General features: G+C 35.4%; 14 protein-coding genes, 1 tRNA gene and 2 pseudogenes. 6 read left to right on the top strand and 11 right to left on the bottom strand.

Annotation, left to right across the window (positions count from 1 at the left end; translation table 11 throughout):
- Positions 1-34: 34 nt before the first annotated feature.
- From FIM44_RS00360 to nusA, 3 genes are all read left to right on the top strand, one after another.
- Complete coding sequence (locus FIM44_RS00360) at positions 35-2,674, top strand: TonB-dependent receptor (RefSeq protein WP_140578495.1); 2,640 nt, start codon at positions 35-37, stop codon at positions 2,672-2,674.
- A 225-nt stretch (positions 2,675-2,899) separates the two neighbouring features.
- Positions 2,900-4,060 (top strand): L-seryl-tRNA(Sec) selenium transferase, encoded by a 1,161-nt coding sequence (locus FIM44_RS00365; protein ID WP_140578496.1) that lies wholly within the window; start codon positions 2,900-2,902, stop codon positions 4,058-4,060.
- A 97-nt stretch (positions 4,061-4,157) separates the two neighbouring features.
- Positions 4,158-5,345, top strand: coding sequence for a transcription termination factor NusA (gene nusA / locus FIM44_RS00370; protein WP_140578498.1), 1,188 nt, complete (start codon positions 4,158-4,160; stop codon positions 5,343-5,345).
- Positions 5,346-5,542: 197 nt separating this feature from the next.
- On the opposite strand, the gene FIM44_RS00375 is transcribed toward nusA, so the two are convergent.
- From FIM44_RS00375 to recG, 10 genes and pseudogenes are all read right to left on the bottom strand, one after another.
- Entirely contained in the window at positions 5,543-6,307 is a 765-nt protein-coding gene (locus FIM44_RS00375; protein ID WP_140578500.1) for a hypothetical protein, read from the bottom strand.
- Positions 6,297-6,734: a Panacea domain-containing protein gene (locus tag FIM44_RS00380; protein ID WP_140578502.1), complete on the bottom strand. Its 438-nt coding sequence runs from the start codon at positions 6,732-6,734 to the stop codon at positions 6,297-6,299. The genes FIM44_RS00375 and FIM44_RS00380 overlap by 11 nt, the downstream gene beginning before the upstream one ends.
- 225 nt (positions 6,735-6,959) lie before the next feature.
- A pseudogene (locus FIM44_RS00385) lies at positions 6,960-8,585 on the bottom strand (RNA-directed DNA polymerase).
- Positions 8,586-9,912: 1,327 nt separating this feature from the next.
- A complete protein-coding gene (locus FIM44_RS08900; protein WP_425250966.1) occupies positions 9,913-10,980 on the bottom strand; it encodes a TaqI-like C-terminal specificity domain-containing protein in 1,068 nt (355 codons plus the stop codon).
- A complete protein-coding gene (locus FIM44_RS00395; RefSeq protein WP_425250967.1) occupies positions 10,952-13,675 on the bottom strand; it encodes a type IIG restriction enzyme/methyltransferase in 2,724 nt (907 codons plus the stop codon). The genes FIM44_RS08900 and FIM44_RS00395 overlap by 29 nt, the downstream gene beginning before the upstream one ends.
- A 125-nt stretch (positions 13,676-13,800) precedes the next feature.
- Positions 13,801-15,956 (bottom strand): annotated as a pseudogene (locus tag FIM44_RS00400) (hypothetical protein).
- A gap of 133 nt (positions 15,957-16,089) precedes the next feature.
- Positions 16,090-19,005 carry a type III restriction-modification system endonuclease gene (locus FIM44_RS00405; protein WP_140578504.1) on the bottom strand — a complete coding sequence of 972 codons (2,916 nt, stop codon included), beginning with the start codon at positions 19,003-19,005 and terminating at the stop codon, positions 16,090-16,092.
- A 2-nt stretch (positions 19,006-19,007) separates the two neighbouring features.
- Positions 19,008-19,619, bottom strand: a complete 612-nt coding sequence (locus FIM44_RS00410; protein ID WP_140489523.1) for a site-specific DNA-methyltransferase — start codon at positions 19,617-19,619, stop codon at positions 19,008-19,010.
- On the bottom strand, positions 19,597-20,982 hold the full coding sequence (locus FIM44_RS00415) for a site-specific DNA-methyltransferase (protein WP_140578505.1): 1,386 nt from the start codon (positions 20,980-20,982) through the stop codon (positions 19,597-19,599). Before FIM44_RS00415 ends, FIM44_RS00410 begins: the two co-directional genes overlap by 23 nt.
- A 42-nt stretch (positions 20,983-21,024) precedes the next feature.
- Positions 21,025-22,896: an ATP-dependent DNA helicase RecG gene (gene recG, locus FIM44_RS00420; protein WP_140578507.1), complete on the bottom strand. Its 1,872-nt coding sequence runs from the start codon at positions 22,894-22,896 to the stop codon at positions 21,025-21,027.
- 81 nt (positions 22,897-22,977) lie between these two features.
- Here recG and FIM44_RS00425 point away from each other — a divergent pair, with 81 nt between their 5' ends.
- Positions 22,978-23,319 (top strand): hypothetical protein, encoded by a 342-nt coding sequence (locus tag FIM44_RS00425; RefSeq protein ID WP_140578509.1) that lies wholly within the window; start codon positions 22,978-22,980, stop codon positions 23,317-23,319.
- A gap of 3 nt (positions 23,320-23,322) precedes the next feature.
- Complete coding sequence (locus FIM44_RS00430) at positions 23,323-23,958, top strand: outer membrane protein (RefSeq protein ID WP_131130755.1); 636 nt, start codon at positions 23,323-23,325, stop codon at positions 23,956-23,958.
- On the opposite strand, the gene FIM44_RS00435 is transcribed toward FIM44_RS00430, so the two are convergent.
- Complete coding sequence (locus FIM44_RS00435) at positions 23,955-24,707, bottom strand: exodeoxyribonuclease III (protein WP_000767549.1); 753 nt, start codon at positions 24,705-24,707, stop codon at positions 23,955-23,957. The two genes, FIM44_RS00430 and FIM44_RS00435, sit on opposite strands and share 4 nt — an antisense overlap.
- Before the next feature lie 101 nt (positions 24,708-24,808).
- Here FIM44_RS00435 and FIM44_RS00440 point away from each other — a divergent pair.
- Positions 24,809-24,884 (top strand) — tRNA-Phe (locus FIM44_RS00440).
- Positions 24,885-24,886 lie beyond the last annotated feature (2 nt).

Raw genomic sequence — 24,886 nt, forward strand, 5'->3', positions numbered from 1 at the left:
TTTTAGAAAAAAGTAAATAAAAAGGCTAAAAGAAATGCTTAGAAATAAATTTCGTATCGTGTTTGTCTCTTGTATTGTCGCTAGCAATTTGCAAGCTCAAGAAACAACCCACACTTTGGGTAAGGTAACCACTAAGGGTGAAAGGACTTTTGAATACAACAATAAAATGTATATTGACAGAAAAGAGCTCCAACAACGCCAAAGCAACCAAATCCGTGATATTTTTAGGACTAGAGCGGATGTGAATGTAGCCAGTGGGGGCTTAATGGCGCAAAAGATCTATGTTAGGGGGATTGAGAGCCGTCTCTTAAGGGTAACAATAGATGGCGTCGCTCAAAATGGTAACATTTTCCACCATGACGCTAACACCGTGATCGATCCCAACATGATTAAAGAAGTGGAAGTGATTAAGGGGGCGGCGAACGCTTCAGCAGGTCCTGGTGCTGTTGCGGGTAAATTGTCTTTCACCACGATTGACGCTAACGACTTCTTAAGAAAGAATCAAACTTATGGGGCTAAAGCGGAAGCGGCCTTTTATACCAACTTTGGGTATCGCATGAACGCTACGGCGGCCTATCGTGGGAAGAATTGGGACATACTCGCTTATTACAACCATCAAAATATTTTTTACTATAGAGACGGGAACAACGCTTTTAGGAATGTCTTCCACCCTAACTACGATTTACAAGATCCAAGTAATAGCGATATGAGCGTAGGGACTCCGAGCGAAGTCAATAGCGTTTTAGCTAAAATCAATGGCTATATCAACGAAACCGATAGCATTAGCGTGAGCTACAACCTCACACGAGACAATTCTACAAGGCTTTTACGCCCTAACACCACTTCAGCTCTCTCTAAAGCCAATGACCCAGGAAGCCAACCAGCCCCCTTTGTGATTGACTTTGGGAAAGAATTAGCCCATACGATCAACTTCAACCACAATTTGAGTCTGAAATACAAGCATGAAGGCGGCCCTAATTTTAACCAGCCGCGCGTTGAATCCACCGCCTTTTTAGGGGTAAGGGGGGGCAATTATAACCCTGTGGTGAATCCTTTCGCTTACAATTCTAACGAGCCGGCTAATCCGGATTACATTCCTGAAGTGAAAGAGTGGTGTAACAACCCGGATAATATCAGCCAATGCACGCAAGGGGCTATCAGACCTTCTAATGGAGGCTATCAAATAGGCTATGGCGCGCCTAATTCTATCAACTGGCAAGGGGCTAGCGATTCTAGTGGAGGGGTGCAAGCAGGCTATGGGCAGCTTAACGCTACCATGCTTTCTACAAGCGCGAATGTTTATCATGGGCTTGTCCCTAAAAACCCTGATTATGACATGACCCCCCCTAACGCTCAAAACCCTAGCGCAAACGATTGGACTTTAGGGAATGCGGACGCTGAGGGGACTTTAGCCAGAAGGATTTTCTTGATCAACTCAGGCGTTAATGTTAAAGTAACCCACCCCATTAGCGAAGATTACGGGAATGTGTTTGAATACGGCATGATTTATCAAAACTTGAGCGTTTTCTCTGGATTGGATAAAGGCAAAAACGGCTATTATAAAAACAACATTGATCCTAACGACCCTAACGGGCCGGGCTTGCCTTACCGCCATTACTACACCGATCAAAGCTCTCAATACCCTCAAAATCTCAACACCCCTAACCCGCTCTATCGCAACATGCCCCAAAATTCGCATGCGATCGGAAATATCATCGGTGGGTTTATGCAAGCGAACTACAATATTTTAAGCAATGTGATCGTGGGTGCGGGAACTCGTTATGATATTTACACTTTGTTAGATAAAAACGGCCGCACGCATGTAACTTCTGGTTTCTCGCCTTCTGCAACCGTGCTTTATAACCCCATTGAAAGCATTGGCTTGAAAGTGAGCTATGCGTATGTAACTAAGGGGGCTTTGCCTGGCGATGGCGTTTTGATGCGCGATCCCACGGTGATTTATCAAAGGAATTTGCGCCCATCAATCGGTCAAAATGTGGAATTCAATGTGGATTTCAACAGCAAGTATTTCAATGTGCGCGGGGCAGCGTTCTATCAAGTCATCAATAACTTCATCAACAGCTACGGGCAAGACACTTCTAAAAATGGCGGAGGTAACGCGACCGCAAAAAACATGTCAGGGAATTTGCCCGAAACCATTAATATTTATGGTTATGAAGTTTCAGGGAATGTGAGGTATAAGAATTTCTTAGGGACTTTCTCAGTGGCTCGCTCTTGGCCAACGGCTAGGGGGCATTTATTAGCGGACACTTACGCTCTAGCTGCAACGACTGGGAATGTGTTTATCTTAAAAGCCGATTATGATGTTCGCAGATGGGGGCTTACTTTAACCTGGCTCTCACGCTTTGTAACTAACATGTATTATGAGGGCTATTCTATCTACTACCCGCAATACGGCTTGATCAAAATCCATAAACCTGGGTATGGCGTGCATAATGTCTTTATCAATTGGACTCCGCCTTCTAAAAAATGGCAGGGTTTAAGGATTTCAGCCGTGTTTAACAATATCTTAAACAAGCAATATGTGGATCAAACTTCTGTGTTTCAAGCGAGCGCGGACGCTCCAGCGAGCGATATGATCCCCAAAGGCAAGCGCATGGCGCTCCCGGCTCCTGGATTTAACGCGCGTTTTGAGGTATCCTATCAGTTCTAAAATGAAAGAAATCTTAGGATTTCTTTTTGAATTTTGAACATGGAAACAAACATGAAAAAGCCCTATAGAAACCGCCAAACTCTATGGAAAAAGTTCCGCTCACTCAATAAACTCATTAAGATGCTCCTAAGGATTTTAAAAAAGTAGTTTTATTAAAAATTTAGCGAGTTTAGTTTAAGATAACGCTTTATTTTAACTCAAAAAAGGAATCAAACGCGCTTCACTATGGCTAAAGAAACGCTTGAAATAACCCCGGATCTTTTGAAAAGCCCTTATCAAAAAATCATCAATGCGAGTGCGAGCGTTTTTGATGAAAATCATGGGCGATCGTTTTTTAGCCCGCAATTTTATGAAAAAATTGAACCTTATTTAAAAGAAGTTTTAACCCAACCCATTGATTTAGAATGCGATCTCAACACCGCTAAAAAAAAGAACCGCTTAACCCCTTTAAAACAGCTTTTTAAGGCGTGTTTTAACACTGAAGAAATTTTAATTGTCAATAACAACACCAGCGCGATTTTCCTCATCGCTAACGCTTTAGCGCAAGAAAAAGAAATCGTTGTTTCTTATGGGGAATTAGTGGGGGGGGATTTTAACCTTAAAGATATTTTGTTAAATAGTGGGGCTAGGCTGCATTTAGTGGGGAATATTAATCGCGCTTATTTAAGGGATTACCGCTTGGCCTTGAATGAAAACAGCAAAATGCTCTTTAAAACCCACAACCCCCATTTTAAAAAAGACACGCCCTTTAAAGATTTGCAAGCCCTAGCCAAAGAGTATGATTTGATTGATTATTATAATTTAGGGGATGTGGATTTATTAAATAGAACGGCTTTAGAAGAAATTTTAGCCCTAAAGCCATCGCTTTTAAGCTTTAGTGCGGATAAATTCTTTAACAGCGCGCAAGCGGGCATTATTATGGGGCAAAAAGAATGGGTTGAAATATTAAAAAACCACCCCCTTTATAGAGCCTTGAGGGTGGGTAAAATCACGCTCATCTTGCTTTTTTGCAGCCTAAAAGCATGGGCCAATCATCAAGAAGACATTGCAATCCATGCGTTATTGAACCAAACTAAAGACGCCTTATTGCAAAAAGCTCTCAAACTCTACGCTCTTTTAAAGCCTTTAGAATTGAATGTGAGCATAGCCTCTAGCTTTTCTAAAATAGGGAATTTGCCCGATAGAGAATTAGAATCCTTTTGCGTGAAAGTCCAGTCCAAAAACACCCGCATTTTAAATTGTGAGAAACTTTATTTAAAGCTTTTCCAAAAAGGCGTTATTACAAGAATTTCATGCGAATTTGTATGCTTTGAAGTCTTTAGCTTGAATGAAAAGGATTTTGAAAAAATCGCTCTGGTTTTAGAAGAAATTCTTAATAAGGCTTAAAAATTCGCTATAATAAAATTTCTTTTAAACATGCCATATCCCCCACAATAGAGAATGACAAAAAAACGATAGAACATCAATTTAAAGGAACTTAAGAATGGAAAAAATCAGCGATCTTATAGAATGCATTGCGTATGAAAAAAATTTGCCTAAAGAGATGATTTCAAAAGTGATTCAAGGTTGTTTGTTAAAAATGGCGCAAAATGAGTTAGACCCCCTAGCGCGCTACTTGGTGGTTGAAGAAAACAAGCAGCTCCAGCTTATCCAGTTGGTAGAAGTTTTAGAAGATGGTGATGAAAGATTGATTAACGACCCTTCTAAATACATCAGCTTGTCTAAAGCCAAAGAAATGGATCCAAGCGTTAAGATTAAAGACGAATTGTCTTACAGCTTGAGTTTGGAGAGCATGAAGCAAGGAGCGATCAACCGCCTTTTTAAAGATTTGCAATACCAGTTAGAAAAAGCGTTAGAGGACAGCCACTTTGAAGCGTTTCAAAAGCGTCTTAACAGCGTTTTAATGGGGCAAGTGATTTTAGTGGATCACAACCAAAACACTTTTATTGAGATTGAGCAGCAATTTCAGGGCGTTCTTTCCATGCGCCATCGCATCAAGGGCGAGAGTTTTAAAGTGGGCGATAGCATTAAAGCGGTTTTAACGCAAGTCAAACGCACGAAAAAAGGCTTATTATTAGAGCTGAGCCGCACCACCCCTAAAATGCTTGAAGCTTTGTTGGAATTGGAAGTCCCTGAAATTAAAGATAAAGAAATTGAAATCATCCATTGCGCGCGAATCCCAGGCAACAGAGCGAAAGTGAGCTTTTTTTCCCATAACGCTAGGATTGATCCCATAGGTGCGGCTGTGGGGGTTAAGGGCGTGCGCATTAATGCAATAAGTAACGAATTGAATAAAGAAAACATTGATTGCATAGAGTATTCTAATGTGCCTGAAATTTATATCACTTTAGCGCTCGCTCCAGCCAAAATTTTAAGCGTTGAAATTAAAAAAATCCCCATAGAAGAATTGAGTGCTGAAGAAAAAGAATCCATTCAAGAGCGTTTTATCGTCAACAACCATTTGCAAAAGGCTAAAGTGCGTTTATTGGACATTGAAAAATCTAAGGCTATCGGTAAAGGCGGGGTGAATGTGTGCTTAGCGTCCATGCTTACAGGCTATCACATAGAGTTTGAAACCATTCCTAGCGTCAAAGAAAATACAGAAAATGAAAACGAAAAAGAAACGCCAAAAGTGGGGGTAGAAGCTTTAGAATCTTTGTTTAAGAATTGAAATGATTTCTGTGGAACTTATTGAGTTCTTAATCAAAAGGAATTTAAGTTAAAAGGCTTGCGGTGTTAAATAAGCACGTGATTGGATTTCTTAAGGCTAAACTTGAAAGAAATAGTTCAGGTTTTTCAATGAGTGAGTATTGAAATTTTCAAATCAAGTTTTATTGGAATGGACGCAAAAAATGGGTTGGATTGAATTTAAAGATATTTAGAAACTAATCTCTGTATTATATGCAATTCTCCACAAAAACCAATCACAAATAGAATTGTAACTATTAAATTAAACCAAAACATGGGTTTTTTGCAAAAATTTTCTTGTTTATCTTTTTCCTCTTTTGATAAGGATATTTTTGATAAAAAAGAAAAAAGCAGATACAAAATATTCCCAAAAAATAAAGCCATAAAAGCCATAACAAAAACCAAACGGTAGGCGTTCGCTTTGTCAATATTTGATAAAACAGAAGTGGAAAACGCCAATCCCCCAACAAATGTTAAAACAATAGAGGCAAAAATACCTAAAATGGTTATGTATTGCGTTTGTTGTTTATTCAATTCTTCGCTTAATTTTTCATAGTTTTTATTTAGTTCTTTTTCTAACTTTATAGAAACATCTTTAACTCTACTCATTTTCTCATCAAAATCTTGCAGTCTGATACACTCTAAATTCATGTGATCATAAAGCTTTTCTAGTTTTGGTTTAATGCTTTCAACTTCTTTATTATCTTGAATCTCTTTGAGTGTCCTTATATTTTGTGCGAGTGTCATAAAGGCTTGCTCTTTATCCCTTGTGGAATTTAAAATAATAGTTGTAATTTTTGAGTATTTATGCCTGTATTCTCCTTCATAGATTTCTTTGAGATCTTTGATGATTTGATCTGTTTGGCTAGACAAATCCCCCTTTTCACACAGCGATACAATAATTTCTTCTAGCTTTTTATCTTTATCTTCTTCTTTAGTTTCCATTTGTTTGTTTGGCTTCTTGTCTGATCAAATCTTTACTAATGATTTCTTTTCTATCTTCTTTGAAGCTTTTATGCCAAGCGCCATCTTCTTTATGACTCTCTTTCACTAAATCCCAATAGGATTTTTTGCTGCATTTTTCTATGGAGTGGTTGATGGTTTCAAGTTCATCTTTTCTAAGATTTTGTGAGAGCGTTTCTTCTTTGGGTTTGTCAATGGAATTGGCACCATAATTGCGGTATTCATAATACACTTCCCTTGCAACAGGTCCGTATTTCCAAGCTTCAAAATCATCAGAAACTAGGTGTTTGTCAAACTCTTTAATATAGTCAAGCTCTGTGAAATACAAAGTTTTTTGCAATTCTAAGTTGCTCAATTCTTTGTTTGAATGTTTAAGAATATATTTTGCTAGCTCCAAAGCATTGACCATTATTACCTCCTAGTCAGTTTTTACTAATTTTAACTAAATATTGTTAACTTTCTAACCATTCCTTTTTCAATGATTTTAATCTCTTGAATTTCTTAAAGCTAATTCTAGAGAAATAATTCAAGTTTTTTTCAATGGATATTTAGCCTTTCAAAATAGCAAAAATCAATTGATGGTTCAACTAATGAGCTATTTCACATATTAAGGGAATTTAGTAACCTTTTTAATTTATTTTTGAAATTCTTTTTTGATGAATGAAACCCCTTTTTTTGACAATTCACTCCAACCATTGCAATTTTTTAATGCATTTTCGTTTTCAATTCTCAATACTTCATATGCAAAAAGCCAAAATTCATCATCTAAATCATCTAATATACATATTCTATCTTCTAACTTAATCATTGTTTCAGCTCTTTTTAAATATTTATCAATGGCAGAACCATCTGAATCTTTTCTTGCTCTCAAATATCCTAAAAGCATAAAAATACAATCATTACTTTCAAGGACCATATTATGGCAAGTTTTTTCCATCTCAAAATCATATTTTAGAGAGAAATACAACGCATAAGAACAAGCTTCATGATTATTGTTTTTTGACCCTGTCTTAAATATATCCTTAGAAATTTCTTGAATTTGATTGGTTTGGATCGGATAGTTATTGTTATCAAACACTCCTTCAATACAAGGGATTAAATAGGGGTAGAGCAAAACTAAATGGTGCAAGGTGCTAAAATATATTCTCTTGCATTATATGTCATCTTCTTTTTGTTGAGCATTTTTATAGCATATTTTAAAATAGAAGCCTTATTATCATTTTGCCTTATCAATGCAATAGATTTATCTAAAAAAGCAACAACGCTAGGGTATTTAATTTTCCCTTTATACTCATCCATTTTAAAAATTTTTAACTGATTGATCCATTCTTCTTCATGCATCAAAGGGAGTTCAAAAATTTTTGTTTTTTTGTGGTTGAGTGAAAGGTTATATCTTTTAAGACACTTTGCGAAATCGATTGTAAATTGTTCTGCCTCATCTCTTGAATTCACATAGCAAGTATAATCATCAATGTGCCTAATATATCTATATTCTGTTTTATTTTGCCCTTTTCTTAAATTTTTTAAATTCTCATCAATGGCGACTAAAATAATTTCTGAAATCAAATTGGAACTATGCGGTCCAATAAGAATCCCCGTAGTTTCCTTATGATTCATGTTTCTTGTTTGGGTATCAATCTCATCGCTCCAATGATTTTTGTCTTTTTTAGCAACTTCTTTACCTCTTGTTGCCCAAGGAATTGAATGCGTATAAATGCTTGGGAAACAAGTGGATATATCAGCCTTTAGCTTGTATCTAGCGCCAATACGAATACTTATCTCTAATTTTCCCTCACAAAAAATATCTTTATGACCCATATCAAAAATACTTTTTCTCATAGCAACTCTATCTTTAGAATAATCGTTTTGAAAAATTTTTTTATTTTTAGGGATTTTTTGAATGTGGATGCGGCTGATCTTATGGGTATTGCCATCTGTCTTTTCTTTAAAATACTCCTTTAATTTATCCCAATTATCGAATTTTGCACTGATTATAATAAGCCAAAGGATTAGGGATAGCAAAATATCTGGGCGTTCCAATATCTCTTATTCCCTCATAAGTAATATGCTGATACCCCATCTTGCGTTTGGGGAATATCTTATCTTTATTATTCTTGCAATATCTGTAAAAAGGCTTTGATGTCAGAAAGTTAGGAATCCTTTCTGCAAACATCCCGTATCCTAACAATCTCTTAAAAAGTTTATTTTGAGAAATCTCATTAAGACATTCAAAATAAGTCTTTTCTTTCACTTTTTTCACTGATATTACCCTCTTTTTGAAAGTTTTCCTAGCCAATATACAGATTTAAAAGCAATTTCATGATATTTTTTAGTTTTTAAGGCGTTTGCTTTAAACATCACGCCCCCCACTATTCTTTATATGGTTTTATTCCAAAGCCATGCGTTAGAAAAAGCTTTTTTAATCTTTAAATTGTGTTTGATTGTTCTTGCTTGTTTTAAGGGTTAGGATAAAATAACGCTCACCCCCTAGTTTTTCGCTAGAGATTAGGGGGTAAAGTTTGTCTAGGAGACTTCTATGAGAAAAAATCATAGTAAATACTCTTGGGAAACATTATACCTAAAAATCAATTTTTTAGGGTTTTGTTTGGAATTAAAAATCAAACGATAGTTTTTCAAGAGTCCCCCTTTTTTAAAGGGGGGTGTTTCTTAGACAAAGAATAAGCGCTTTTTATTTCTTGCCCGTCTTCAATGATCTTAATTTCTTTATTTATAAAGATATTTTTCAAGAAAAAAGTAAGGTCAATCACTTAAGCTCTAAAAATAAGCTTTAAGTTAAAAATTTGCAGTGTTGAACAAATATATAACTAAATTCAAAAATTGGGAAGAAAGTTTTTAATGCGATTTTAAATGAGCGGTTTGCAACTTTTATCAAAATCGTTTTTGTGAGATTAGGATAAAATAACGCTTCACCCCCTAATTTTTATTCCACTAGAGATTAGGGGGTAAATTACCTTCAAAGGATTACTATGTCCAAAAAACATGGTAAAAAACCTTTGGTTGTATTATACTTAAAAATACCCTTTTTTAAGTATAGGGTTAAAATCGTTGTTAAAAAAACCCATTAAGCCAAAGGTTTCCCCTATTTAAGGGGTTTCCTTTAAGGTAAAGCGCTTTTTATTTACTGCCTGTTTTCAATGATTTTAATTTCTTTATTTATAAAGATATTTTTCAAGAAAAAAGTAAGGTCAATCACTTAAGCTCTAAAAATAAGCTTTAAGTTAAAAATTTGCAGTGTTGAACAAATATATAACTAAATTCAAAAATTGGGAAGAAAGTTTTTAATGCGATTTTAAATGAGCGGTTTGCAACTTTTATCAAAATCGTTTTTGTGAGATTAGGATAAAATAACGCTTCACCCCCTAATTTTTATTCCACTAGAGATTAGGGGGTAAAATCCACTTTTAGGAGCTTACTATGAAAAATCATCGTAGTAAACACTCTTGGAAAGAATTATACCTAAAAATCAGTTTTTTGGGTTTAAAGTTTGATCTAGTGATCAAACGCTAATTTTTAAAAAGAGTTGCCCCCTAAATTAGGGGGTTATCCTTAAGTGGAAAATCAGCTTTTCACTGCCCGTCTTCAATGATCTTAATTTCTTCATCGGTGAGGTGGTAGAGCTGATAGACTAAGGCGTCAATTTCTTTTTCTAATTCTAAGGTGTTGGCTTTAGGATCTTTTTCTTTTGCTTCTAGGATTGCTTTTGCGCCATCGGTGATTTTATCGGCTAATTCTTGGTTTTGCGGCGTGATTTTAGGAATGGGTAGCCGTTCTATAAAAGCCTTTTTATAGCGATAACCACTCTCGCCTAGTCCTCCGCCTGCATAGAAAGTTTTGAAAGCAAAAGTAATCAATTTAGAATGCAACATTCCTAAAAGATAGCGCAAATGCTCTCCTGTGAGAATGAAGCTCGTGGCTTCTGCATAAAAATACCCTAATTCGCATTTTCCATTATCTAAATAAAATCGTGGCTCTTGCACGATCTCGCCATACACAATTTTCTCTTTTTCAAAATCCTCTAAATACGCGCAATTCCTTAAGTGATAGGGGGTGTCTCCTTGATCGGATCGGGTGGCAATAGTGTCAAAATGAGAGTCTAAATGCGCTTTGATTGCGGGGTATTTTTCTATATCAACGGGAGGGATTTTAGATTTAAGGGCAGAAGTGTAGCCGTTATGGGTGTTAATAACCCACTCCCCAGCCCACTCATAAGAATACCTTTTAATGTCTTTCCCTCTCAAAATGGGTTTGATGAGCGCCTCTGTGTGCTTTCTTTCTTCTTGCGTCTTGCAAGCGTTCAAAATGGCGTTTCTTTTTTCAGTAGGAATGATAAAGGCTTCGTTAGCACCGGTTTTTATCCCGTAATTGATTTGAATGTCATAGTCTTTAAGCGGGGTGCCAACACTCTCTATTTTGTCCCTCAAATCTAAAAGCGTGGCGTTGGCAAAAATAAAGCTTTCTGTTGAAAGCGCGTTTTGTCTCATCAAAAGGGAGGGGCTTTTCAAATCGTCTTTATCGTTTGGGGTGGGTTCGTAATATTTAAAATCGCTCTCTTTAGGGGGCGTTTGTTTGATGAAACTCATGATGCTGGTATCCACGGTAGCACTTTCAAAGACTTTTAAGGCGTTTAATTCCATGTAGCTGACAATGGTGGTTTTTTTTGAGCAGCCATTCTCTTAATTTAGCGCCGTATTTGGCGCGCGCGTATTTGTTAGAAGTGATAAAAGCGTTAAACCCTTTTTCTTTTAAAAGGTGGTAAGCTAGGGCAAAAAAGTAGGTGTAAATGTCAGCGGTGCTGTTATAGAAATCTTGGTATTGCTTTTGTAATAAAGGCTTTAGGGGTTTGATTTGTTCTTGGCGGATATAAGGCGGGTTGCCAATGATGCAATCAAAGCCTAAAAAATTCCCCTCATCGTCTAGCACTTCAGGGAATTCAAAGCGCCATTCAAACGCATTGTGATACTCTCCACCACTTAAGGCATCATCAAGCTTTTTCCTTAAAGCTCTAATACGCCCATAAGAAGCAAAAGCCTCTTCCTCTTCTTTAGGGCTTAATTTTGGCGTGCCAAAAAGGCTTGGGATAATGTAATTTAACCCATCTAGCAAACTCTTATCGTCTAGAGCAAAGAAATTGTATTTTTTGATGTGTTTTTCAATAGTCTTTTCAAGCTCTGCTTTGGTTTTAGGATCTTTGAGCGTGAGGGAAAAAGTGTTTTTTAAGTCTTGGATTTTGTTAATAAGATCTGCTTTATTTAAGGGATAGAGAGGGTTTGGGTCTTTGTATTGGGCGACTAGATCTTTGTATTCTTGGATTTTTTTCTTGATATTGGGGATCTTTTTGAGATCGTCATTTAAATTAAAGCGTGAGATAAGCGAATTAGCGCACTTAATGTTAATGTCAATGTTGGGGAGGGTTTCAAGCGCGTTGGTGTTCTTGCCATTTTCAAAAATGTAATAGCTGTATTTTAAAAGCTCTATCCATAGCCTGAGCTTGGTGATTTCGCAAGAATTGGGGTTAATATCCACGCCAAAAAGGCAGTTTTCAATGATGGATTTTTTAAGCTCAAAAAGTTCTTTTTGGATTTGGTGGTGGGGATCGTTTTCGCTATGCGGTTTTTTGTAGTTAAAGATTTCACCCGTTGGTGCGTGGTGAATGATAATTTCATCGTTTTCTAATTTAAGATCGTAGCGATGCAAGGAAGCAATAAGCCCTAGCTTATAAGCAATCCACACCATTTCATTGAGCGCAGAAACCAAGAAATGCCCGCTCCCCACCGCCGGATCGCAAATGCGTAAAGTGAGAAGGAATTGCAAGTATTCTTTGCGTTTATCCTCTTTATAGCTCTCATTTTTGAGATAATTTTTTAATTCGTCTAATTTTTCACACTCTATATTATATTTTTGATTGAATTTATCCAACACGATTTGGCTGATACTCTCTGAACACATGTAGCTTGTGATGAAGCTTGGGGTATAAAAGCTCCCCTCTTTATAGCCGTTGAGTTTTTCAAAAACAAGCCCTAAAACGCTAGGGTTAATCAAACGGCTTTCGCTGGTATCGGTATTATCTTTAATGTCTTTAGGGGTGGTGGTGAATTTATAAAGACGCAAAAATTTAAAAAAGTATTCCAGCAAGGACAAAGCTTTTTTTTCTTGGTAATCTTCATGTTTTTTAAGAACGGAATTTTTATAGATTTCTAGCTTTTTATTGTCTAAAAGCTTGATTTCATACCCCTTTAATTCTAAAGGCGTTTTATCAAACAAACTGGAATTCAAATAAGGGATTTTTTCTAAAATCTTGTCTTCTTTAATTTCTGACAAACGCTCGTTATTTTTCTTGGCTAGGACTTCAAAAAAGAGGGTGTTTAGGTCGTTGAAATCTTTAAAGTGTTCTGTGGTTAAGAAAGGTTTTTCAAAATGCTTGAAAGAAATTAAAAGGCTTTCTAAAAGCCGTAAAAACAAGATGCGGTTATTCCAAGCGATGAGTAACGCCATGACTTCTTCATCGTCTAAATTTTTGTATTTCTCTTTTAAAGCATCGCTTAGGGAATTTTTGGTGCGGCTAGGCTTGATTAAAATTTTCCCTTTGTCATTTTGCTCTTCTAACCCTAAAATGTAGAGCAATTCTTCATAAAAATCTTTGTTAAGCGTGTTAGCGTCAAGGGTTTTCTTTTGCTTTAAAAGGACTTCGTGGCTTAAAACTTGGTAAATCAAAGGGAGCTCTTTAGGATCATCGCTGCTCAAATTAAAGTGAGTGTAGCGGAGTTCGCCTTTAAAATCCTTTTTTAAATATTCCTCTAAATCGCTGTAGAATCTTTTGGTGCTGGGGTCTGTGCCTTCTTTTTTAGCGCAATTTTTATGGAGTTTATCGATTTCTTTATCGTTTTGGAAAAGGGTGCAAAAATCCTTACAATCAAAGAGGAAAAATTCATGCGCGTTGCAAATAATGGCGTGTTTTAGGGAGTTGTTGTTTTTTATCTCTTTTAAAAAATAAAAAACCATTTGACAAAAGGCTTTACTGAGCGGGTTTTCTCTGTCTTTGGGGAATTCGTTCCTATTGTTTAGGGCTTTGGCTTCAATAAGCACCCAAGCTTTTCCATCCACATAGATCGCGCTATCCACTTTTTCGTAGGTATTGCAATGATAGTCATAGGTATTTTTTAAAAAGGAATTGATTTCATTTTTTTGAAATTCTTCACCATCTTGTCCTTTTGCGTTTTCTAATAAGCTGTTTATTTCTTTTTCAAAATTTTCTATAGTTTCCTTTTTGGGTTCTTGGGGATTGTATTTTTTAATAAAATCCTTGAGCGGGATGTGAACGAACTCAATCATAAAACGCCTTTGAAATGGGATAAAAACGATTATAACAAAAGCGCCATGAATTTTAAATAAAACGCTTTTCTTTAAAATTGTTCCATGTGAAACATTAGGATAATTGATCTATTGATAAGCCTTATTTAATTTAAATTTTTGACTTCCTCAAAACATGTATATAAATGATCAAGAGATGTGTCTAAAATGGGTTCGAACATGAAAGAGTTAATGTGAATATTTTCAGGAGTAATCATTAAAACCTTTTGTATAATTCTTTTTTCATCATCAGATAGTTCTTTTTTGGTGGCATCATATAACTCCCTTGTTTGATTTTTCTTCGGTTTGAATTCTTGATTTAGTTTATTTAACATCCATTCTTCAGCTTTTAATCTGATCGCTATTGAAAAAATAATCTTATTTTGTAATTCAATATGATTACAATTTTTATCGTTATAAATTTCTTCTGCAATATCATAAATTGCTTGATGATATAATTTTGAGTTATCTTTTTCAATTTTTTTCTTTTTTCGCTCTGTGCTAAAGACGCTGTCAAAAATCTTTGAAATATCTTGAATTTGAATATTTTTTGTATCTTTTTTCATGTGTAAGCAACTTGTAAGTTTTATATAATCGTTGTCTTTGTCTGCTTGAGGTCTTGTATATTCAATTAAATTTCTCACAAAAGGTATCAGTGCAAAAAAGTTTTTATCTTCTTTTGAGTTTCTAATACATTCAATAAAACTCTTCAAATACCCACCATTTTTAAAAATTATTTCTCTAGCATCATTTTTGCGGATCATCTTAATCTGTTCTCTAGGAATATTCAAACGGCTTGCTAGGGTGCGATAAAAATCAAAATTATGCGTCATCACAAGCAATTTAAATTGCCCGCATTCTTGCAAATCATTAAGATACTCAATAATTGCATATTTATTTCTATAATCAAAAGAGTCTGAAATATCATCAAAACTAAAAGTTGGACTTCGTCGCTTCTTTTTCTAGCCTCAATTTCAAACAAGATTTGTAAGATATATAACGCTCTCTTTTCTCCTCCGCTTAAATGTTTTTGCAAATCTTCTTTTTGAACATTCATATCCTGATTGTTATCAGAAAATATAAATCTAAATTGCGCGGTGTCTTTATTCAATAAAATATCTTTTTGATTTTGAAGCTCCACTTTAAAGGGAACAAGAAATCTTTGATTAAAAATTTCAATAACAGATTCCCATTCTTTCTAGTCTTTGTTAGCTTGTTTTATAATTTCTTCTATTTTAGGCTTTTTCTCTCTATAAAGATTAACCAAACTTTTAACATTTTGAATAACTTGTTTAAGATAGCTAAACAACACCTTTACTCTAAAAGAATCATAATCTAAAAGTTCTGTCAATAATGTATTATCCTTACTGATAGCATCTTTAAAGGCTTTAAGTTCCTTATTAGCATTTATGACTTTTTCAATCTTATCAAAGCTCTCTTTAAGCTCCTCATTATTTAAAATTCTATTTTTTTCATTTTCAAAGATCTCTGATAATTTGTTATAGTCTTTAATTTCCTCTCCAGCAATCATCAAACTATGGTTAGCTTTAAAAAATCTGTCATTTTCTAAAGCTTTTTTAAGATCATCAGCATGGTTTGTTCCAAAATCCCCACTATTCATATGTTTAAAAATCTTAGATAGATAAAATAATTCTTTATATTTTTTGAAATATTGCTCAATCAAATCACGATTCTCATTGACAAAGTCTTTCACTTTTCCTAATTTATCAAATATATCATGATATTTAAAAGAATAGTGTTTTTCGCTACTTTCTATTTCAGTCAAATAAGTGTCTAAAATTTCATAAAAATTTTTATTTTTTTCATTTTTAATGGTTTTTATTTCTTTTTCATAATCAAAACCGCTTGCAATATCTTTAAGACTTTCTAGAAGCACCTTCTTTTCTTTTTCTAATTCTGAAAGAATATTATCATATTGTTGTTTGAGGTCTGATTTTGCCATAAAATTTGTAACGCTGTCTTCAGAGCTAAATTCTTCATCATAAGAATGAAAAACAGCAACATTTTCTTTTAATATTATATTACCATTAAACTCAATCTCTATTTTACTTCTACGATTAGGATAAAAATTATCTTTTGGCATTTCGTTATTTATCAAATCGGTCAGGCTTTTTGCAAATGAAGTTTTAAAAACCCCATTTTGAGCATATAAAAGACAGCTATTTGATTTTGAAAAATCTAAAGATGTTTTTTGTATCTTTCCTATCCCATAACAATTCTCTATATTGATTTTTAACTCCATTGACTACTCCTTAGTAAATTTAATCAAACCTTATCGTATTCATTTCAATAAGACCTTTTTAAAGATTAAGTTTAAATTGATCCAAATTGAAATTGTTCCATGTGAAACATTAGAGCAATTGATCTTATTAACTCTAACCTTTACGATTTAAAACTTCATTGATCAACGCGCTCAATTGATCTTTATTTAACTTGGTTTGGTATTCAATATTCACGCCTTGCTTTTTTAAAGCTTCAAAAAATTTCTTAGCAGTTGAAATTTTCCGCTCTTCTTCAGGGCGCAATTCGCTTTTTTTATCAACCCCCTTAGTTTCCACCACTAACAACACTTTTTTATCGTTATTTTCAACCACATACCCAAAATCAGGGCTATAAGTTTGATTTAACCCTATTGGGATTTTAACCCTAGGGAGCTTGCCAAAAACAATGATTTTAGTGTCGTTAGATTCTTCAATCGTGTCTTTTTCAATCTCGCTATCCACTTGCATGAAATTTTCATACAGGCATTTTTCTTGGGCGCTTGAATTTTTAATCTCATATTTATCCGCCCCCAAACTCCCGTCTAAAAACTCTCTAATCTCTCCCTTTTCATCATAAAACGCATCGTTTTTTCTGTCTTTAATCGTCGTTTCGCGCATTTGATAGGAAATTTTATCTTTAATATTTTGATAAATAATTTCCAAAAACAGCTCTTCTAAACGCCGTAAGCTCTCTTGTTCGTTTTTTTTAATTAGCTCAAACTGGTTTTCATCAATGTTTTCCAACACTTTAGCCACGCTTTTAAAACTCAATTTCACCTTATTAGACAAGGCGCTGATAAATTCATGCAAGCTCCACACGCATGCGCTTTCTCGCTCAAAAATCTCTGTTGTGGCGTTATTTCCCATCGTTTCTACTTTTTTATGCGTTGTAACCGAAACGATTTTTGAACTGACCTTAAAAGAAGTGTTGATCTTTGTTACAATCTCATCAATCAAGCTCTCGCTATCAATGGCGTAAGCGATCTGGGCTTGATAATTCAAACCCTCCCATAAGGTTTCAAATTTTTTAAAATTTTCTTTATTGATTTTGATTTTTTCAGTTTTTCGCTCGTTTTTGTTCCTCACTCTAAAATGGCCCACTAAACGATCTTTTAAAAAATCTTTTAATTTTTCAAGATCCAGGTATTTTTTATCTTTTAATTTTTCTAGTTCCGGCTCTTTTTCTAAAAATTCGTTTTGATTGAGAGTGAGTTTAAAGTTTTCATCATCTGTTTTTTCTCCAAAACCCAAACCCTCTAATGTTTCCAATAAAACCCCATAATACCCTTTTTTAACAATGCCGCTTTTTTCTAACTCTTCTGCGCTAAATATTTGTTTAATCAAGCTGTGTTCGCTTATCTCTTGCTGGATCGCTCCCACAAAATCCCCCTCAACTTGCGGCACGATCACCACCAATTCATTGACAAAATCAAAATCAGCATGCTCTTTAGTGATGCGTTCGCCCTTATCATTCACAGCGAGCCTTAGCCCCCTACCGATTTGTTGCAATTTCGTGATATTGGAATGGCTAGGGGCTAATTTGCAAATCGTCATCACATTAGGGTTATCCCACCCCTCTTGCAACGCCCATTGCGAAAAAATAAACCTGAGATCGGAATCAAAACTCAGCAATTTTTCTTTTTCTTTTAAAATGAGCGCGATCACTTGGGCTTCATCGCTCTCTTTTTTGCTTTTAGCAAAATACCCTCCATGCACTTTTTGAATAGCGTCTTTGGTGCGCTCCAAATACGCTCTATAATTTTCATCTAAAGGCTTTTTTAAGACTTCTTCAAGCTCTTGTTGGTAGAGTTTTTCAAATAAAAGGGCTAATTTGGCCGGCTTTTCATTCTCGCTTAAATAGCTATTCACCCCGCTAATAAACACCATGCACAAGGCTTTAATCCCTTTTTTAAAAAGCCCTTCTTCTCTTTCAAAATGGCTTTTTATCGCTTCTTTCAGCATCACTTCTTGCTCGCCCTCTAAAAGATGAGAAAAAGGCTCTTTTTGATCCAGCAACAAATTAAAGCCATTGAGGAAACGCGCCTCGGTTTTAGTGATGTTTTCCACAATGTAATCTTCTAAAGCGCTGATTTGAGTTAGCGTGCCTAAATTATCATGCTTTTTGACTTTGACGCTTTGGGTTTTATTTTCTAAATTCGTGTAGCTAATCGTAGCTTCATATTCATTTTGCTTTTTGTTAGTCTCTTTAAGCTCTAAAAAACATTCTTGACTCTCCCCCACAGACGCCACGCTAATGCTTTTCACTAGGGCGCAATCAAACGCTTTTTTGCTGTCTAGCGCGTAAATCAAATTATTATAATCATCTTTAAAAGTCGCCCCAAACCTGAGCGTGATTAAAGCGTTTAATTGTTCCAAATATTTTTTTGTTTTATCGCCTAAAAATCGGTGCGGTTCGTCCATGATTACGATAGGGCGCATACTGGCTAAAGCTTGCATGTAACTTTTTGCGCCATTGAATAGATTCGTGTTTTCTAAGCATGATTGATTAATAGTGTTTTTCTCTTTATTAAAGGCAGAAAAAGTCATCACCAACACGCAGCATTTGTGATTACTCGCTAGAATAAATCTTTCTACATCTTCATAGCTCTCTAAATGCGTGTTAGAATATTCGCTTTTAAAAAATTCTCTGGTGATTTCAATACTCTTTAAAACCCCTAATTTAATGGCGTTGCTTGGCACTAAAACGATGAATTTTGACAAATGGTAGTTTTTGTGCAAGGCATAAACGCACTCTAAAAAGCAAAAGGTCTTCCCTGTGCCTGTTTCCATTAAAATGTCGCAGTTTAACGACTTCTCAATCCCCACGCTCCCCTGGGTTATTTTTTGTTTCGATCGCAAATTCTCAATATTTTCTAATAAAACATCTTTGAGCGCCTCTATTTCAAAAACAGGGTTAGCAATCCTTTGAGCGTCATTTTCTGGCTCTTCAAAATAGATCCCCTTAAACACCCCTAAAATCTGATTCAAGCATTTTTCTTGATAATCCAATCGTTTGAATTTGATTTTCACCTCTACCCCCTAATCTTTAAATCGCCGCTCTCTAAATTCAAATCAAGCAAATTACTGCCCAATTCCAAACACAGCCTATCGTTACTGATAGCGGGCATATACATGCTGATTTTTTCCACCCCTTTATCTTTCAAGTTTTCTAAAATTCCGCTCATTTCCACATCCCCCACAATGAAAGCCGTATTTTTAGCCAGATACAAGGCGTTTTCAATCAAGCAAGTTATAGGGGTGGTTAGCTCCAAACCCTCTAAGCATAAAAGCTTGATTAAAATTATTTGAGTTTCTTTTTTTTCAGGGTTGGAATAAGCGAATAAATCCTTTTGAGTGGCTTCGCCCAGATTTTTATCGCCTAATTTTTCATCATCAATGATTTCAAACGCTCTAAACCCCACATCTAAATGAGGGCAAGCTTCTTTGATTTTAGCCCCCGCTCTTTTAATCCTTTCTTCGGTGATGTCAAAAATGCTTGGGGAGGTGGATTTTAGGGTGTTTAAACAAAAATCATGCGCGCTTTTGTCTTTCTTGGGGTCAATTTTTTCATCTAATTGGACGAGAATGAAGCGCCTTTCTTTAAATGCGGCGCTCAAGCCATTAAATAACCCCCCCCCCCTCACTTAATTTTTGATAATCGCTCTTATTACTCTCTAACACGGCATGCGCGGTTGTCCCGCTCCCGGCGAAAAAATCTAAGATGATGTCGCCCTCGTTAGTGGATAATTCAATCAGTCGGCTGATGAGTTTTGTAGGTTTTGGGTATGAAAAAATTTTTTCTCCATTAAAAATATTTCTTACTTCATTCGCTCCTATATCGCTATAAAGATTAGTGATTAAATTAGAATACGCATTCCCACTTTTGCGATAGATAATCTGTAGTTTTTTGTTATCAATTGCACATAATTCATACATTTTTCTATACGCACACCAAAAACCATCGCTCGTTTTTTGAAATTCAATAAACCCATTTTGATTACCAAAATCAAATAATTTTTTACTCCAAGTATAGCGGTATGATTTCTCTTTTTTAATATTTTGATGGTTTTTAAACCATGTGCCATCAGGTGCTTGTATTTCATAATCCAAACTCTCAATATATTGAAAACTACTTGCAGAACATGAGCGCATTAAAGGAGTGAGCTTATAATGCCCTCTTGTTTCAAAATATTCATCTTTTAAAATATAACCTTTTTCCTCTAATTCTTCTTTTGTATTTTCATGTTTATTTGCTTTAAAATTATATTTTTGATAGCAAAAAATATATTCTGTTCTTGTGTCAATCGTTTTATCTTCTGTTGTGTTGCCACTTGGCTTATTTTTAGAATGCCATATAAATTGAGCCACAAAATTCCCCTCCCCAAAAATTTCATCGCATAAAAGTTTGAGTTGGGCGGCTTCGTTATCATCAATGCTGATGAAAATCACGCCGTCTTGTTTGAGCAAGTCTTTAGCGAGCAACAATCTGGGATACATGAAACTAAGCCAACCGCTATGGCATTTTGACCCAAAAAGGTTCTTAATATAATCCAGCTTTTCTTTAGAATAATCCAATGTTTTTAAAACCTCTTCATTGGATTGTGAGAAATCATCGCCATAGATAAAATTGTCGTTTTTGGTGTTGTAAGGGGGGTCAATGTAGATCATTTTGATTTTTTCACTATAGCTTTGTTTTAAGATTTTGAGAGCGTCTAAATTATCGCCCTTGATGAGAATGTGCTTGCTCGTGGATTCGTTTAAGGGCTTTAAAATCTTATTATTTTTCTTAAAAGCTTGATTTAAGGTAATTTTCTTACCCACAAAATCCAACCCATAGCCCTCTTCTTTGATTTCGCTAAAATCCCCTAGTAACGCTTTTAATCTTCCCGCATCCAGCGTGAGTTTGCCATCATTTTCCATGCTCAAGCAACCGGGAAAATAACGATTAAATACCTCTAAATTTTTTTCATTAACGCTTTTTTCTCCACCAATTTCTTTATTTTGCATTGCTATCCTTTTTTTAAATGATTTAAATTACCCAATTCTACCTTAATTTTCAAATGTTCCATGTGAAACGCTAGCGGCCTTTAAAAAATCTTCTTTCACTTCAGCGATAAGGATTTCATCTTTGGCTAAGTCAATGTATTCAAAACTATTCCCGCTCTGCTCCCCTCCTTGGAGCAAGTCCCCGCTTTTTCTGTATTCTAAATCCAATTCAGCGATTTTAAAGCCGTCTAACTCATCAGCAAATTTTTCTAATCGTTCGTTTTCTTCTTGGATCGTGCATAAAAAACAATAGCCTTTCAATCCGTTACGAGAAACGCGCCCCCTTAACTGGTGTAAAGTCGCTAAGCCTAACCTTTCGGGCGCTAAAACCACCATCACGCTCAATCGTGGTAAAGAAATGCCCACCTCAATGAGCGTAGTCGCTAAAAGAATGCTCCCGGATTCTCTAAATTCTTCAATCACTTCTTCTTTATTTTTATCCTGCCCTGAAGTGGTATAAACCTTTTTAAAGCGTTTTTGCCAAAAACTTGCCCCCTCACTGAGCGATAAATACGGGATTTTTTCGCTTTCATTCACTAGCGGATAGACGACAATGACTTGATGGTTTTTAGCGATTTCTTCGCTGATTTTTTCCATCACTATTTTAAAATCTCTTTTATGCAAGACTAGAGTTTCAATCTCCTTAGGGTAAGGGATTTCTCTAATCATGGTCGTTTTCACAAATGCGCTTTTGGCTAAAGCCAGAGTGCGAGGAATGGGGGTAGCGGAAAATTGCAAGGAATGGGGTTTATTACCCTTACTGCTCGCCATTTTTTCTAATTGGTAGCGTTGCTTTGTGCCAAATCGGTGCTGTTCATCAGTGATCACTAGTGCGAATTCATTCAAATCGCGCTTATCAAACAACAACGCTTGCGTGCCTATAACCACATGCGTGATTGTTTCAAACAAATGATTGGATCGCTTCTTACGGCTCCCGCCAAGCAATAACTCCACTTCAAAATAAGGGGGTAAAAATTTTAAGGCTTCGTTATAAAGCTGTTTAGCGAGAATGGAAGTGGGCACCATTAAAAGGGTTTTATTAGGGTAAGCTAATACCATGCTCGCTAAAATCACCATCGTTTTCCCACACCCCACATCGCCTATAATCAAACGCTTGCACGCTATGGAGCTAGTGAGATCGCTTTGGATTTCTTTAATGGCGTTTTGTTGATCGCGTGTGAGTTTAAAGGGTAAAGAAGTAATAAACGCTTTCAAGCGTTCGCTATTATTGGGGCATGCGATTTTAGCGCCAAATTGCAATTTTTTGCGCTCTAAATTTTTCATATAAAAAAGCATTTCAATGTATTTTAATGCATTTAAATGTTGCGAAGGGAAATTTTTATTCGTTTCAAAATCCTTGACAAAATGCGGCGTGGGGAAAAAGATTTCTAACAATAAATGCGCAATATTCTCTTTAACGCCTTCCTTTTTTAAATTTTCTAACGAAATGAGTTTTTGTAAATTTTCTTGTATTTTTTTATAATTTTTAACTTTTTTAAAAATTAAAGAAATTTTGCCAAATTCGGTAAGGATTTTAGGCGTGTTAATGATATAAGCTTGATTAAAAGAACTTTGCTCTAATTTACCATAAATAAATAAACTCTCGCCGGTTTTAAACTGGCTATAATGGAACGCGCTGTAATTGAAAAAAACAAGCTCTAAATTTTTGTAAAATCGTTTGGAATAGACAAAAATCTTTAAAACTTTGGCGTAGTTTCTTTTATCTAAAATATCCACTTCTAAAACGCCGCTCAAGCCCAATTCAAAATGTTTTAATAGATTCAAATCTTTATAGCCTTTAGGCGTATAAACAAGCAAGGCTTCTAAAAGCGATTTCACATTCAATGTTTTTAATAAATTATCTGTTTCTTGCAATTTGTTCTTACCCTAGCCAATCCTTAATCATTTTTATGATAAGATAATCAAATTATACATTGACTTAAGGAAATTTAATTGATGAAATCTAAAATCACTCATTTTATCGCTATCTCTTTTGTTTTAAGCCTGTTTAGCGCAGACGATCCTAAAAAATCGTCTCAATCGCACCAAAACAACACTAAAACCACTCAAAACAATCCAATCAATCAAGCGAATAAGGATATAAAAAAAATTGAGCATGAAGAAGAAGATGAAAAAGCCACCAAAGAAGTGAATGATTTGATCAATAACGAAAATAAAATTGATGAAATCAATAATGAAGAAAACGCTGATCCTTCGCAAAAAAGAACGAACAATGTTTTGCAACGAGCCACTAACCACCAAGACAATCTCAGCTCCCCGCTCAACAGGAAGTATTAAAGTGTGAAATTTTTTTCAAAGGATTTATTTAAAAAAGTAACCCCTTTATTTTTAAGTGTTTGTTTTTTAAACCCTACCCTTACGCAGGCCAAAAGCCGTTTTTATGTGGCTTCTCAATACCAGGTAGGGAAAATGATCATGAAAAAATACAACGATCTCAAACGCACGATTGAAGGGGCGAGCTTTTCTTTAGGTTGGGAGATTAACCCCACTAACTACTGGTTTTATTCGCGCTATTACTTTTTTATGGATTATGGGAATGTCATCCTCAATAAAAGAACGGGTGCTCAAGCGAACATGTTCACTTACGGCTTTGGAGGGGATTTGATCGTGGAATACAATAAAAACCCCTTGTATGTATTTTCTCTTTTTTATGGCATGCAAGTTGCCGAAAACACATGGACTCTTTCCAAACACAGTGCGAATTTCATCATTGACGATTGGCGTAGTATTCAAGGGTTTTCGCTCAAAACTTCCAATTTTAGGATGTTGGGTTTAGTGGGGTTTAAATTCCAAACCGTGCTATTCCACCATGACGCTAGTATTGAAGTGGGGATCAAATGGCCTTTTGCTTTTGAATATAACTCACCCTTTGTAAGGCTTTTTTCTGTCTTTATTTCGCACACTTTCTACCTTTAAACTAATTCCAACCCTACCGGGCAATGATCGCTCCCTAAAATATCTTTATAGATTAAAGCGTCTTTTAAGCGCGTTTTTAAAGGGTTAGAGCATAAAAAGTAATCAATGCGCCAACCAATGTTTTTATCCCTTGCTTGTTGCATATAACTCCACCAGGTGTAAGCCTTTTCTTTGTTAGGGTAAAAATAACGGAAAGTGTCAATAAAACCAGCGTTCAAAAGCTCGCTGAATTTCCCTCTCTCTTCATCGCTAAAGCCGGCATTTTTTCGGTTGGTTTTGGGGTTTTCTAAATCAATTTCATTGTGGGCCACATTCAAATCCCCACACACAATGACCGGTTTTTTCAACTCTAAAGCTTTTAAAAATTTCTTAAATTCCACTTCCCAACTCATGCGATAACTAAGCCTGGATAGGGCTTGTTGGGAATTAGGGGTATAAACATTCACTAAATAAAACGACTCAAATTCGCAAGTTACCACGCGCCCTTCTTTGTCATGCTCTTCAATATTAATCCCATAGCTCACGCTTAAAGGCTCTTTTTTAGTGAAAGTTACCACCCCAGAATAGCCCTTTTTAATTGCGCAATTCCAAAAATCAAAATACCCTTTAAATTCAAAGGTGTTTTGTTCTTGCTGCATTTTAGATTCTTGAATGCAAAAAACATCCGCATCAACGCTATTGAAAAAATCCATAAAGCCCTTAGTCATGCAAGCCCTTAACCCGTTCACATTCCATGAGATCAATTTCATTTTAATCCTTGTTTGATTTTGAGTAAATTATATCTTTTTAGTCATTTTTTTAAAAATTAAGCTTTATTTTACCTTTTTTATGCAATAATTGTTTTTTGCTTGGCTTGATAGCTCAGTCGGTAGAGCAGAAGACTGAAAATCTTCGTGTCGGTGGTTCGATTCCGCCTCAAGCCACCATC

The organism is Helicobacter pylori (genome assembly GCF_006440215.1).
Classification (GTDB): Bacteria; Campylobacterota; Campylobacteria; order Campylobacterales; family Helicobacteraceae; genus Helicobacter; species Helicobacter pylori_CS.

Coding starts and splice junctions, on each gene's coding strand:
- FIM44_RS00415 (WP_140578505.1), bottom strand. CDS start 20,982: ATGCAAAATAAAGAAATTGGTGGAGAAAAAAGCGTTAATGAAAAAAAT.
- FIM44_RS00380 (WP_140578502.1), bottom strand. CDS start 6,734: ATGGTCAATGCTTTGGAGCTAGCAAAATATATTCTTAAACATTCAAAC.
- nusA (WP_140578498.1), top strand. CDS start 4,158: ATGGAAAAAATCAGCGATCTTATAGAATGCATTGCGTATGAAAAAAAT.
- FIM44_RS00395 (WP_425250967.1), bottom strand. CDS start 13,675: ATGATTGAGTTCGTTCACATCCCGCTCAAGGATTTTATTAAAAAATAC.
- FIM44_RS00365 (WP_140578496.1), top strand. CDS start 2,900: ATGGCTAAAGAAACGCTTGAAATAACCCCGGATCTTTTGAAAAGCCCT.
- FIM44_RS00425 (WP_140578509.1), top strand. CDS start 22,978: ATGAAATCTAAAATCACTCATTTTATCGCTATCTCTTTTGTTTTAAGC.
- FIM44_RS00375 (WP_140578500.1), bottom strand. CDS start 6,307: ATGGAAACTAAAGAAGAAGATAAAGATAAAAAGCTAGAAGAAATTATT.
- FIM44_RS00360 (WP_140578495.1), top strand. CDS start 35: ATGCTTAGAAATAAATTTCGTATCGTGTTTGTCTCTTGTATTGTCGCT.
- FIM44_RS00435 (WP_000767549.1), bottom strand. CDS start 24,707: ATGAAATTGATCTCATGGAATGTGAACGGGTTAAGGGCTTGCATGACT.
- FIM44_RS08900 (WP_425250966.1), bottom strand. CDS start 10,980: ATGGAATTAAACGCCTTAAAAGTCTTTGAAAGTGCTACCGTGGATACC.